General features: G+C 41.4%; 10 protein-coding genes. 5 read left to right on the forward strand and 5 right to left on the reverse strand.

Annotation, left to right across the window (positions count from 1 at the left end):
- Positions 1–165: 165 nt before the first annotated feature.
- Together AN394_RS17090 and AN394_RS17095 are read right to left on the reverse strand one after the other, a co-directional pair.
- The gene (locus AN394_RS17090; RefSeq protein WP_055022090.1) at positions 166–2,298 is read right to left on the reverse strand and encodes a TonB-dependent receptor; all 2,133 of its coding nucleotides are present in this window, start codon (positions 2,296–2,298) and stop codon (positions 166–168) included.
- Between the two features lie 104 nt (positions 2,299–2,402).
- Positions 2,403–3,254, reverse strand: coding sequence for a universal stress protein (locus tag AN394_RS17095; RefSeq protein WP_055022091.1), 852 nt, complete (start codon positions 3,252–3,254; stop codon positions 2,403–2,405).
- Positions 3,255–3,521: 267 nt separating this feature from the next.
- Here AN394_RS17095 and AN394_RS17100 point away from each other — a divergent pair, with 267 nt between their 5' ends.
- Positions 3,522–4,712 (forward strand): MFS transporter, encoded by a 1,191-nt coding sequence (locus AN394_RS17100; protein WP_055022092.1) that lies wholly within the window; start codon positions 3,522–3,524, stop codon positions 4,710–4,712.
- Positions 4,713–4,764: 52 nt separating this feature from the next.
- On the opposite strand, the gene AN394_RS17105 is transcribed toward AN394_RS17100, so the two are convergent.
- Together AN394_RS17105 and AN394_RS17110 are read right to left on the reverse strand one after the other, a co-directional pair.
- A complete protein-coding gene (locus tag AN394_RS17105; protein WP_054551820.1) occupies positions 4,765–4,956 on the reverse strand; it encodes a helix-turn-helix transcriptional regulator in 192 nt (63 codons plus the stop codon).
- The gene (locus AN394_RS17110; protein WP_055022093.1) at positions 4,953–5,381 is read right to left on the reverse strand and encodes a hypothetical protein; all 429 of its coding nucleotides are present in this window, start codon (positions 5,379–5,381) and stop codon (positions 4,953–4,955) included. The genes AN394_RS17105 and AN394_RS17110 overlap by 4 nt, the downstream gene beginning before the upstream one ends.
- Positions 5,382–5,619: 238 nt before the next feature.
- Here AN394_RS17110 and AN394_RS17115 point away from each other — a divergent pair, with 238 nt between their 5' ends.
- From AN394_RS17115 to AN394_RS17130, 4 genes are all read left to right on the forward strand, one after another.
- The gene (locus AN394_RS17115) at positions 5,620–8,874 is read left to right on the forward strand and encodes a winged helix-turn-helix domain-containing protein (protein ID WP_055022094.1); all 3,255 of its coding nucleotides are present in this window, start codon (positions 5,620–5,622) and stop codon (positions 8,872–8,874) included.
- A gap of 23 nt (positions 8,875–8,897) precedes the next feature.
- Positions 8,898–9,275: a DP-EP family protein gene (locus AN394_RS17120; RefSeq protein WP_055022095.1), complete on the forward strand. Its 378-nt coding sequence runs from the start codon at positions 8,898–8,900 to the stop codon at positions 9,273–9,275.
- A gap of 149 nt (positions 9,276–9,424) precedes the next feature.
- The gene (locus tag AN394_RS17125) at positions 9,425–10,405 is read left to right on the forward strand and encodes a sensor domain-containing diguanylate cyclase (protein ID WP_082423014.1); all 981 of its coding nucleotides are present in this window, start codon (positions 9,425–9,427) and stop codon (positions 10,403–10,405) included.
- A 136-nt stretch (positions 10,406–10,541) separates the two neighbouring features.
- On the forward strand, positions 10,542–13,061 hold the full coding sequence (locus AN394_RS17130; protein ID WP_055022096.1) for a TonB-dependent siderophore receptor: 2,520 nt from the start codon (positions 10,542–10,544) through the stop codon (positions 13,059–13,061).
- Positions 13,062–13,124: 63 nt separating this feature from the next.
- Here the strand turns inward: AN394_RS17130 and AN394_RS17135 are convergent, their stop codons facing one another.
- Entirely contained in the window at positions 13,125–14,006 is an 882-nt protein-coding gene (locus AN394_RS17135) for an intradiol ring-cleavage dioxygenase (protein WP_082423015.1), read from the reverse strand.
- Positions 14,007–14,230: the final 224 nt, after the last annotated feature.

Genomic DNA, 14,230 nt, shown 5'->3' on the forward strand with positions numbered 1-14,230 from the left:
TGTATGGATTCCTTATTGGTAAAAGTAATTGTCCAATTTCTTTATACCGTACTCACTATATTTGGGGGAGGAGTCCATACATCTCCTACGAGCTAGGCCTTTGGTAAAGGCCTGTAAGCAACACCGTTCAGCTTCAAACTGACAGCTGAAAGCTGATAGCTTTCTCTAAAACCTATAACTCACACTGGCATTATACGAACGGCCTTGCCCTGCAAGTTGCTCAAAACCATTACTCATATCTTGCTTGTAATTAGCAATGCTTACACCGCCAAGTGGCTGTTGGTAGTATTCATCTAGTAAGTTAGTAATTGCCAACTTAAAGGTTAAATTTTGCCACGTTTTCTGACTTGAGAATGCCAATAGCTGATAACTGTCGGTTTGGTTTTCTAAACGGCGCTCATCAACATGGGTTTTACTATCAACCCATTGCCAGCTCAATGCGTTTTGCCAGCCTTTGTATTCGTGCTCTAGGCTCAGCTCAGTGTGCAATGGCATAATTTGGTATAAGTCTTCATTGCTATCATCACGTTCGCCATAAGTACTGGTTAGTGAGCCTTTTAATTGCCACTTTCCTGCTTGCTTTGTGTTGTAAAGCTCTACCAAGCCCGCCAGTTTTGCACCGTAAAGAGTGGCATCTAAATTCGTAAAAGTAAGAATATTACGCTTGGTATGCGCCATGTCGGTGCGATTAAAGCTCTTAGTCACTTCAGCATCAATATAATCATTTACTTGCGTGTACCAAACATTTGCCGTTACTTGCCAGCTATCGTCTTTGGCAAGTTTGGTGTAGCTAGAGCTCAATGTGTGGGCTGTTTCGGCTTCTAAATCTGGGTTACCAATATAACCATTACCATCGCCAAACCAACCAATCATGGTGGTTGCCATCGTACCTACACCCCAGCTATAACGCTCATATAAATTAGGTGCGCGGTTTTTACGAGCTAAACCAAATTGCAGCTCATCGTTATTCGATAATTGATAGCGAGCAAGTAAACTAATATCAACTAAGGTGTCGTCACGTTTACGGTCTAATTGGTTAAATTCCATCGCAGCTTGAGCGTCGGTTTTTGACATATCCATCATTGAGCCCATATTAGCCATACCGCTCATGCCACCTTCGTTATAAGCCTGCACTTCGCCAGTATCTGTGGTGACTTGCTCAACACGAACACCTGCCGACACCCACCATGCTTGGTTTACTTGGTTTTGGTACTCAGCAAATACAGCAAGGCGGTCACGTTTGCCATCGTTAATGTTTACGTACTCATTTGGGCCCATCATCATTGACCCTGCAACCGCCGGCCACCAATCATCAATTCGATAACCGTAATATTCTTGCCCTAGCATTAATGATGACTGTTTTGATAAATCAGTGCGCCAATGAACTTGATAACTGTAATCTTGTGCATCGGTATTCATTGGCATCATGCCGGTTTTCTCATTACTGAAAAAACCCATTTCGTGTTTTACATCATGCGCATTCACTTGCACCTGCAAATCACCATTTTCAAGCTCACGTTGATACTGAGCAACGAAACCATAGCTGGTGTTATCGGTCATATCCATGTATTGATTAGGAAAGCCTTGGTAAGGAATTTTTTGATGTGTGAGCTTAACTACAAGCTGTTGTTTCTCATCACGAATAGCGCCCGTTAAAGCATGATTTTGCACTCGATATAAGGTATCAAGTACACGCTCACCATGCCCATCATCATAACTGTTAGCATCTTCATAGCTACCTTGGTAAGACAAGCTAAACTGTTTGCTAGCAAGGCTTGCACCTAGGGCGTATGCTTGGCTGTCGTTAACGCTCTTATACTGGGCAGTAACATAGCCTGCGCGCCAGTTCACTGAGTCTGTATCACTAAATTCAGGGGCAATCGTATTTACTCTAATAACACCGGCAATATTATCACCGCCACTGCTTACCGGTGATACACCAGCAACAACACTGTAAGAGGCTATTTGGTTTGCCGACACATAAGAGAGTGGCGGGTTCATTTGGTTAGCACACGCTGCTGTAACATCAGCACCATCGACTAAAACTTTAACTCTATCGCCCATCATGCCGTTCATCACCGGCAAGTTAGACACCCCTCCGGCCGCTGAAAAATCAACACCTAAATCTTTCAGTAATGCGTCTGCAGAGCCAACTAATTGATGGTTATTTTGGGCATGACCTTGTACTTCTATCACTTCAATAGAATCATCAGCAAAGGCCGAAATACTTAAAACACAGCTAAGTGCTGCAGCAATTTTAGAAAATAAAAAACCAGGGCGAGAAGATTGCGTGTTCATAACTCTTTTAAAATCAAAGCAAATAATTAATGACGCTGATTATAAAACCCATTAATTAGTCTGAACACGTGACATATTGTCGCACCCTGTCACAGGTCAATAACTTAGCGCAGCACCACTAAAGGAATACGGCTATCTTCAAGCATTTTTAAGGTCGTGCTGCCTAAAAAGAACTGCCGCCATTTAGAGTGACCAAATGCGCCCATCACCATTAAGTCAACGGCGTGGTCACTTTTATATCGCCACAGCGCTTGGTAAACATCGCCATCGAGCATGCGCGCTCTCACATTAAAGCCGTTTTCAGCCAGCCTTGCTGAGGCACTATCAAGTTTGTCTTGGCAGTGACCGTCTTGTTTATCAACCATCACTAAATGGCAATCTAACCCTGTTAAAATCCCCCCGTTAATAATCTGTGTTATTGCTTTGTCGGTATGTTCGCTACCATCATAGGCAAGCATAAAATTAGTTGGCTCATGAAATTGCGGCGGCACAATCGCAACCGGGGTATGCACCTGACGGATCAGCGTTTCAATATGCGAGCCCAGTACTTTAAAATCATCGTAATGGCCTTTACCAGAGCGGCCAATAATCATCACACGGGCATTGTCTTCATGTTCAAGTAAAGCATCAACAAGGCTCATTGAAAGCTGCTGTTGCTCAATCTCGGTTAGGCCTGCATGCTCGGCTTTTTTCATTGCTTCATCAAGCAATAATTGACCATGCTGCGACGCTACTTTGTTGCGCTCTTGTTCAAGTTTTGCCAATTGCTCTAACAATGAGGTTTGCGAGCCTAAACCAATAATTGCGGTTAAATCATCACTGCCCTGCGGCAAAGGTGGCTCTAATGCATGCAGAAAATTAATTGGATGGCTGGAGCGCTTAGAAATCCAAATAGCCGCTTCTGTCACCGCATCGGTCATGCATGAACCGTCGATACAAGCAAATATCTTTTTCATTGCGCTCTCCTTCAAACCAATTTAATTAACCAAGTATAGTTGGCTTTTTCTCTGTATTTATTTTGAACAGCAAAGACTTAAGAAGTTCAGGTTATTTTCTTATAGCAAACAAATATAGAACGTTCCAAAAAGTACTGTATCAACCCCATTAATTTGTATTACAATAGTGCTGGGCACACATCTCTACTCCAGAACAAAGTATTTGTTGCTGGCACTTTCAATTATCAAAAATCTATTTTGTTTTTAAATTTATTTTAAAGGAATTACATGACTAACGTAGCCAACTCCCAAGGCAACGCAAGCACGTTAACCATTCTGATAGTATTGGCTTTAGGCACATTCATTTTAGGCCTATCAGAGTTTTCTATGATGCCAATGTTGCCCCTGATCAGCGAAACATTTTCGTCTACCCCAGCGCAAAGTGGTTATGCCATCAGTGCTTACGCGATAGGCGTAGTCGTTGGTGCGCCGCTATTTATGATCACAACCGCCAACATGCGTAAGCGCAATGCCCTGTTGATGTTTGTCAGCATGATGTTTTTATTCAATGGCTTAAGTGCTTTTGCAAACTCACTTGAGCAACTTATTTTATTTCGATTTTTAAGTGGTTTACCACACGGTGCCTACTTCGCCGCCGCTATTTTATTGGCTGCCGACATTGCCCCTGCCGATAAACGCGCAAGCTTTATGTCAAAAGTATTTATGGGTTTAACCATTGCTACTATTGTTGGTGTGCCCATGGTCACCTTAGTGGGGCAAAACTTTAGCTGGCGTTATTGTTTAGCGGGCACAGCTGTACTTGCGTTAGTTGCCTTGGTATTGATTGTGAAATACGTACCTAACGTAAAAAATACCGCGCCAACATCGATTCTCGATGAGTTAAGTGTATTAAAGAATAAGCTCGTATGGACCATTCTGGGTATCATCATTATAGGTTTTGGTGGTGTATTTTGTGTTTACACGTACATTGCCGACACTATTTTAGAAGTCACCCATACCCCTGCTTACACTATCTCTATTGCTATGATCATGTTTGGTATTGGCTGTACTTTAGGTAACTATGTATTAGGTAAAGCCGCCGACCACTCACCGCTGAAAACCACAGGGGCTGCGCTGATTGGTGCTGTGGTATTTGCAGCCAGTTATGTAAGCGCAAGCCATAATATTTGGCTGTTATACGCGGTGATTTTCTTTATTGGTTTTAGTGTTGGTTTAGGTACCGTGATCCAATCATTATTAATGGATGTATCACCACAAGGGCATGCCATGATTGGTGCGCTGGTGCAGTGTGCGTTTAATACAGCTAATGCGATTGGCCCTTGGCTTGGGGGCATGGCTATTGCCGAAGGCGCACTCCCTAGTCAAACAGGCTATGTTTCGGCGGCACTATTCTTAGGTGGTTTTTTAATGTGGTCGTTAAGTGCGATGCAAATGAAAAGACAAAGCTGTAAGCCTTAAGCTCTCAGCTCTCAGCTCTCAGTCTGATCGCTGAAGGCTGAAGGCTGAAGGCTTATTCATCCTGAAATATCTCTTCGATACTCAGGTTGAATAAACGCGCGGCTTTAAATGCTAATGGCAAACTTGGGTCAAATTTACCTTTTTCAATCGCATTAATAGTTTGCCTAGACACATCCAAAAGCTCTGCGAGTTTCGCTTGGGTGTAGTTGTGCTCAGCACGAAGCACTTTCAAGCGGTTTTTCATTCTTCGCCCTCGTCGTTTAACTGCTTATTCATCATTAAAAGACTCACTAAATAGGTTAAGCTCATAAAGATTACGAGGTGCGATATATCTTCTTTAAAGCTTATTAAACCGCTTGATTGCACCACCGAATAAGCTAAACCAAATACCAAGCTTGCACCCAAGGTAATGGCCATTGCATTAAGGTGCATACGCTGCTGCAGCTCATCCATTCCTTGTAGTTGCCTTTTGTTAGATAAAATCATCATGATGCCAACTACTACATTAATTAAGATTGCCACAACACTAAAAAAAGCCTGCTCTTGCCATAAAAAATGTGGCCCAAATGAGGCAATTGCTAATGTAATCACCCATGCAGATGTCCATTTAGCGAGGTTTAGCGTGTTCTGCTTATTACGTTGTTTAAAGGTTAATCCTGTTTGATTCATTATTCTCACCTTAAAAGTAAAGTAAACTTGACTAAAGATTAACCTAGCAACACAAAAAGTCAAACAAACTTTACAAAAAGTTTTGTATACACGACATCAATATGATTTTTTAATGTCAGAAAAGGCAAGGCGCTTGCTGTTGATCTCATAATATTGTATTAATCAAAGAATTCCGTAATCTAATATAAAATCGGTCCAATCGGACTGCGTTTCTAACAATAACAATGAAGATAACACTATGAATACGGCACTGTTTTTCGTTGGCGAATGGCAAGTTACTCCGGCTACTAATTCAATCAGACGCGGTGAAGAAACAAAGCATCTTGAACCCAAGGCGATGGATGTATTACTGCTGCTTTGCGAAAAACAAGGTGAGCTACTAACAAGTGAAGAAATTATCAGCCATTGCTGGCCAAATGTAGCGCTGGGTGACAACCCCCTACATAAAGTGATCACCCAATTACGTAAAGCCTTTGAAGATAAAGCAAGCGATCCGCATTACATAGAAACCATTCGTAAACGCGGTTATCGGGTTATTGCCGAAATCAACTTTCCACTCAACGAAGAACAAAAAGCCAGCCAAACCAGTTGGCAAGGTGATTCGCCCTTTGTTGGCTTAAGTGCATTTGCACCAGAGCAAGCCGATGTATTTTTTGGTCGTAACAAACAAATTGCCACCTTGTTGCAGCGGGTATCGGCTCAAATAGAGTTTGGTCGTGCATTTTGCTTAATTTTGGGAGCCAGTGGTTCAGGTAAATCGTCGTTAGTTAACGCAGGTGTATTGCCCGCTTTAATGTCGAGTAATGGCTACGATGGCATTAGAGTACACAGTTACTGTCAACTCGACTTTGCCGATGTCAGCAAAGAGCGCTTACTGCTTGATTTAGCCTCAACCTTGCTCGATTTAGAAATAAACGACGCACCTGTACTTAGCGATATAAGCGCCGATGCGTTGGCTGAATTGTTATTAACAGATCCAGAACTGGTTATTTCTCGCTGTAAAGCAGCACTTGCAGCGCTAAATGCAGAGCGCACTACGCCCTATCTATTTTTATTTATCGACAGGCTCGAAGTGCTATTGTCATCGCCGCTATTTAGCGATGACGAGCGCAACCAGCTGTTAGCACTTATTGAGCGCTTAGCAACAAGTGGCTGCATGATCATTTTTAGTGCCTGTCGTAATGACTTTTACCCGCAAGTAGTGAATCAACCAAGTTTAATGGCAGGTAAAGCCAATGGCGCACACTTTGATTTATTAGCGCCAACTCGCTCTGAGCTAAAGCAAATGATCCGTTTGCCAGCACTTGCAGCAGGCTTAAGTTGGCAACATCACCCAGAGCATCACACACCGCTTGATGAACAACTTTGTAACGACACTGCCAATAACCCAGATGCATTGCCAATGCTACAATATACCTTGCAACAGCTTTATTTGCAGCGCAGCCCAGACAACGAATTATTGTTTTCTGAATACCAAGCGCTTGGCACCATCGAAGGAGCCATCGGCAAAAAAGCCGAACAGGTATTTTGCCAATTACCCAAAGACCAACAAACTGAACTTGCCGCAGTCCTTTCTAAGCTGATCACTTTAAGCCCAGATGGCGAAACGCTCACCAGCCGCGCTGCACGTTGGAGCGAATTAACCAGCCCAGCTGCGACCAAGCTTGTTCAGGCCATGGTCGATAGCCGCTTGTTTGTATCACACCTTAAAAATGAACAAGCCTGTTTTAGCCTTGCCCACGAAGCGCTGCTACGCCATTGGCAACGCGCCATAGATTGGGTGCAAGAACACCAACAAAGCTTAGCAATTCAAAGCCGTGTGCAACTAGCTACCGAGCGCTGGCTGATTGAACAAAAACACAGCGACTTTTTATTAGCCCAAGGCAAACCGCTGCAAGAAGCACAAACCCTAGTTAAAAACCCTATGTTTAGCTTATCGAGCGACGAACAAGCGTTAATTAAAGCTTCTAACAATAAAGTCAAACGTAAAAAACGCGTGTTACAAATAACGGCGGCTGCACTTGTGTGCTTAACCTTTATTGCCACATTTATGAGCGTGCGTAGCTACCAAGCCGAACAAATAGCAAAACAAAAACGCCAAGAAGCAGAGAGTTTATTGGGCTTTATGGTTGGTGAATTTGCCGATAAACTCAGAAGCGTAAGGCGTATGGATTTACTGGATGGTATTAGCAACAAAGCCCTTGAGTATTTTACCAATCAAGACGAAGAAACAGCGTCGTTGTTTGACTTTAGCGATAAACAAGCCCAGTTTAATAACCGTTTTCAATACGCTCAAACCTTAGAGGCTATGGGCGAAGTCGCCTACTCTCGTGGCAAAACCGACGAAGCCTTCACCGCCTTTGAAAATGCGCGAACGCGCCTAGAATCATTACTACAAATTCAACCCAACAACCTTGATTTACTAATGCTCGCAGGGGCTAATGCTTTTTGGCTTGGTAATTTAACTTATGAGCAAAGTAATTACTTAGCGACTGAGCCAATGTTCAAACGTTACTTGGCTTACAGTGAAAAGATGTATCAACTTGCCCCTAATGACTTTAATTCAATTATGGAGCTATCTTACTCACACAATTCTCTTGGTTCGCTGTATTTAAAACAGTTTAATTACGCACTTGCAAAACAAAGTTTTACTGAATCTTTAAAACTTAAAAACCAAGCCCTTGAGCTTAAACCTAATAACAAAAACTTATTACGCGATAAAACAGACACCATTAGCTGGATTGCAACCACAGAAGAAAGCCAAGGGAATCTAAACGCTGCACTCGAACTACTTGAGCAAGCCTCTCAAGAGCTAATCAACATGCTTGAAACGTCACCGAATGATGCAAGCATATATAATTATTTAGCAAACACTTATATGCAGCAAAGCTTTTTATTGAGCTACTTCCCAAATAAGAAAGCGGCATTTTTAAAAGCCGAAGAAGCAACTAATGCGATTAACCAAGCTAGAATACAAGATCAAAAAAATCAAAAGTTTCAACGCACCTTTTATAGATCACTTGCATACCAATTAATGCTGTTAGATAAAAGCAAAAAAAGTGAAAGAGTAAAAGATGTTTTGAGTTACATTAATAACCAAGGGTTTTCAGATACAACCTCAATAAATATTCAAATTGGGGTGATTCATTATTATATCAATCGAAACCTTTTAAGCGAAGCCGAAGACCTTTTGTTAAAGTTAGAAAGCAACTCAGATTTTATAGAGAGAATTTCTGACACTAGCAAAATAGAAAACCTCGCTGCTCTGATAAAGGTTAATTTAGTTAAAGCAAAGCTTGCTGAAGACAAGATAGCAAGACAACAAGCATGCCAAGAAGCTATTAATGCAATTGAAGAAAATAATAACGGCGATAAAAGTATAAAAAGAACTTACCCACTTATTCAAGCCTACACATGTTTAAACAAGGAAAGTGAGGTAGGTACAATTAAAAGTAAACTAATAGAGTTAGGTATTACTAACTTTGATCTATAAAAAACAACTAGAAGGTAATAACAATGAGCGAAAGTCAAACTTTCAACTTTACAGTGAATGTTAAACTTAACACTGAAAATGAAGCTTTATTCACATACTTCCAAGACGGTCAGCAAGTTTCTGGAGGCGGCACTGTCAATGAAAGAAACAGCCTAGGTATTTATACACTTGATGATGCAACAGTGGATGCAGGCTTTCAATTTACAGGTGCTAAATTTGCAAACCTTGAAGGTAATTGCGAGCAAGACTTTAGCTTTAAAGTCACTAACAATGGCCAAACAATTGAGATTGCCGATTCAGATGAAAATAGCGGTACTGCGTGTATGATTTTCATCGTAGAGTGCAATGGCACAAGCTATGAAAGTGCAGATCCACAAGTTGAGAACGAAAAAGAAAACTAAAAACCTCTCGTGAAAAGCTCCTTCTTAGGAGCTTTTTGCATTATAAAACAACAATTTAAAACCAGAAGATTACCGGAAGGTTAATTTGCACTTTTTTAAGTAACTTTATAGGCACCAAAATCGTTTGCATCGGCAAAAAGGAAACGAACGTGTCTACTAATAAAAATGAACAACCAAGCACTGCAAAACCAGAAGCGAAAAACGCACTACCGCAGTCTATCAATTCAGAGCAACTTGCACTGATTGCCCAAATGTTTCAGAACATTCCTGAGGGAGTGTTTATCATTAATGGCCAAGGCACGTTTGAATTTGCAAACCCGATGGCGGCTCAGCTTTTAGGTGACAACCAAGAAGCGTTAATCGGGCAAAACATTTTACATTACCTACACGACACCGACCGTGATAAATATATGTATACTCTACTCAGTTGGTTAGACCATAAAGACTCGCCGATAAGCCTTGGTCCAAACGAAGTTAAAATAAACCGCGCCGACAGTAAAACCCTTGAGGCGGATTTATGTATATCGAGCCTGCCAAAAAACATTGCCGTTGCAGAAAATTTATTTATTTGTGTATTACACGATTTATCATCACACAAAGAACAATATAACCGCTTAATTAAACAGGCTACCACTGACCATTTAACCGGCCTTGCAAATAGATTAACTCTTGAGGAATCATTAAAAGAGCATTGGCAAGAAAGCGTACAAACAAACCAAGCCATTAGCACTATATTAATCGACATTGATTACTTTAAATTATTCAACGACCGATTTGGTCATGTAAAAGGCGATAAATGCTTACAAAAAGTAGCAAGTATAATCGCAGAATCACTCCCTTCTCGTGATTGTTTAGCAGCGCGTTATGGTGGTGAAGAATTCGCCATTATACTACCCCGCTGCCAAAAAGACACGGCCGCCGCTATTGCTAAGCATATTCAAATAAAAGTAAATAACATGCCATTTACTGATATAGGTTTACCAAGTGATTTTAGAATAAGTGTAAGCCAAGGAATTGCCTGTGAGTTTAATAATCAATACCGTACTTCAGAGGCATTAATTTGTGCAGCAGATACTGCTTTATACCGAGCAAAAACAGAGGGTAGAAATAAAATAAGCATTAGCGCTTAATCAAGTTAATATAATGTAAATATAGTGAGCTAAATAGCTTGTTAAGATAATCATATAGTATACTTTTATGTTATTTGTTTGTTCCTTTTTTATTGATAAACTGCGAAGCGAAATCAACGTCAGAAGGGATCCAACAATGACATTTTTTAAAAAAGTACCTTTGCAACTCGCAATTGCAAGTACACTCGCTACATCAGTGACTGCAATCGCTGCTGAGCAAACAACTGACAACACCGTTCAAGATGTTGAAGTTATTTCTGTTACAGGTACTCGCCGAAGCCTTCGTAGCATTTCTGAAAGTACCGTGCCTGTCGATTTATTAACAAGCCGCGATTTATCAAGCACAGGCCAGCTTGATATGAGCCAAGTATTGGCATCACAATTACCAAGCTTTAACTACCCGAGTGCCACCATTGCTGATGGCACTGACCACGCGAAACCGGCTGTTTTACGTGGCCTTGCCCCTGATCACACATTAGTTCTTATTAATGGTAAACGCCGCCATGCCGGCGCATTATTAAACTTAAATGGTACGGTTGGCCGTGGTTCAACGGCAGTTGATTTAAATAATATTCCGACTTCTGCAATTAAACGTGTTGAAATTCTGCGTGATGGCGCTGCAGCTCAATACGGTTCTGACGCGATTGCCGGTGTAATCAATATTGTATTAAAAGATGCCGATGAAGGCGGTAGCGTGAGCTACACATATGGTGAATACGACACACAAATGGCAGGCTCTCCTCAGCTACTAAACACCACAACCGATAGCGAAGGCAACTTAAGCTTTGAAACTGGCAGCGACCGTGAAGTAAACGACGGCATTACGCGTACAGCAAGTGCTAATGCGGGCTTTGCACTTGGCGATAATGGTTTTATTAACGTGTCGATTGAGTCACGTAATAACGAGCCAACAAATCGCTCTGGCTTTGATGCACGTGAGCAATATAGCCGTGATGAAAATGGCGATTTAGATTCGCGTGAATTTGATTTCGACCGCTATAACCACCGCTTTGGTAAAGCCGATATCGAAGACTTCGCGCTTTTTTATAACCTAGGTTATGAGTTTGATAACTCGCTATCGCTTTACTCATTTGCAAGTTACTCAAACCGTAAAGGTAACTCAGGTGGTTTTTATCGTCGCGCCAAAGATTCTCGTAACTTAACTGAAGTGTATCCTGACGGTTTCTTACCGCAAATTGATACCGATGTTGATGATTACTCATTTGCAATTGGTCTAAATGGCGAAACTAATGATTGGGCTTGGGATGTAAGCACCAATTATGGTCGCAACGATTTTGGTATTGGCGTAAGCAACAGCTTAAATACCTCGATGGGTGTTAGCAGCCCAACAGAATTTGACGATGGCTCACTTGTGTATGAACAATACCTAGTGAACATGGATGCTAGCAACACACTAGATTTAGGTTTACCTGATGATGTGTTTGTTACGATTGGTGCTGAGTATCGTCACGAAAACTACCAAATCAAAGCAGGTGAAACAGCCTCTTACCTCACTGTATTAGATGACGATGGCAATCCAGTTGCTGCCGGTGGCGCGCAAGTGTTACCTGGTTTCTCACCAGAAAGTGCAACAGATAAAAGCCGTCATAACATTGCGGTATTTGCAGAGTTTGATACTTACCTAACTACAGATTGGAACCTTGTTTTAGCAGGTCGTTTTGAAGATTACAGTGATTTTGGTAGTACCTTTACCTCAAAACTTGCTTCGCGTTACAGCATTAACGAGTCACTGTCTTTACGTGGTGCAATTAGCACAGGTTTTAGAGCACCTTCACTGGCCCAAACATCTTATAAATCAGTAAGCACTGTTTTTGAAAATGGTGTGCCAAATGAAGTGGGTTTATTCCCTGTTGATGAGCCAGCAGCGCAAGCACTGGGAGCTCGTGATTTAGACGCTGAAGAGTCAGTTAATATGACGGCGGGTTTCATCTTTACGCAAGGCGGCTTTAGCTTAACCCTTGATGCGTATCGCATTGAAATTGACGACCGTATCGTATTGTCTGAAAACTTAAGCGGCCCTGAAGTTGAAGCGATTTTAGCCGAAGCGGGCGAAGTAAATACGCAGCGCGTTCGTTACTTTACTAATGCCATTGATTCACGTACGCAAGGCGTTGATATTGTTGCGACCTACTCATTAGGTTTAGAAAACTATGGTGATTTACGCTTAAGTGCAGCGGTTAACTTTAACGACACCGAAGTGACACATGTTAAAGAAAACCCAGCAGAGCTAGAAGCCCTTGGCGATAGCTACGAGTATTTTTCTCGTCGTGAAATCACACGCTTTGAAAAAGGCACACCAGCCGATAAATGGAACCTATCTGCAACATGGGATTATGAAAACTTCCAAACGACATTACGAGCAACTCGTTATGGTGAAGTAGTTGACACTGCAAGCAGTGAAGATGGTGATGAAGTACTTGATGCTAAATGGATTGCTGACTTAGAAGTGGCTTATCGCCCTGATGAGCAGTGGAAGTTTGCATTAGGCGCCAATAACCTGTTTGATCAGTACCCTCAAGATACTGTTAGTAATATTGGTTACAGCGATTTCAACCAAATTTTCCCTTATAGTGGCTTTGCGCCATACAGCTTAGATGGCCGTTTTATTTACGGTAACATCACTTATAGCTTCTAAAAAAATAGGGCGTGAAAGCAGTAATTGCTAACACGCCCTAACCTACAATGATAAGTGAATAAATTAACTAATTTGAATAGTGTGATACGCCAATAAAGTGCCATCACTATTTTGTGCTGTATTTAAAATAAACTGCTCATAATCACTACCAAACACGTTGTCGTTGCTAGCAAGGGTTGTATCTTGTTCACCACGTGATTTGTAATCGCTATGAGTGGTACAAATTTCTTTTGCAAACGCATCAGTAAAACAGAACTGACTGATTACATAGTCGTTATTGTTGTTTGCTACTTTAAAGTGAATATGAATAGTACGGCCAGAGTACCAACCTGGGAAATGCGTTTTAAAGTTCACACGACCACTACTATCTGTGATCAATGAACCACGATACCAGGTACTTGCCTCAGCTTCGGCATCGCCATCAGTACAGAAATCACCCGCAAAACGTGAGCTATCAGAGCTACTGCTAGTATCGCCCGAATAAATACCGCTGGTATCACAGTGCCAAACCGAGATTTCGTAATTTGCTAATGGGTTACAGTCGCTATCGATTAACTGTAAGCAAAGCATCATAGGTAAACCCGTTAGGCCATCAGAGATGTCTTCGTCTGAATCAGCTTGGAAGTAACACGGGCCTTCGGTTGTTGCTTGAGTCAGAGCTAACACGCATGCGGTTGATGTTTCAAAAATGCTGTCATCAGGGAAGTCATCGGTAATAAGAGCTGTTGTGCCTGATACATAATCACTATCGTTCGTAGTTGTTGTATCGTCTGTATCAGTGCTGGTGTCTGTATCTGTTGATGTATCGGTGTCTGATGTTGTATCCGTTGATGATACTGTATCTGAGTTACAGCCTAAAAATGCCAACATAGGCACAGCAGCAACTGAAACACCTAATGTTTTAAGCATTTTTCTACGAGTATAAAGTTCAGGTTTTAAAGTCATCTTGTGCCCCTTCGCTAACATGAGTAATTAACGTCGAGTATAAAGAACAAATGTAGAGACTTTGTGTAGAAAAAATGGTGCTTTTATAGAGTGACTAGGATGCACATGCCAAAAAATAGACATTTATAGTATATTCATTTCTGGCTATTACATTTTACTATTACATCTATGAAGTTAATTCACAAACTCTTAATTACCAATCTTATCATTACGCTACTACTGGT

This window comes from Pseudoalteromonas sp. P1-26, from assembly GCF_001401795.1.
Taxonomy (GTDB): Bacteria; Pseudomonadota; Gammaproteobacteria; order Enterobacterales; family Alteromonadaceae; genus Pseudoalteromonas.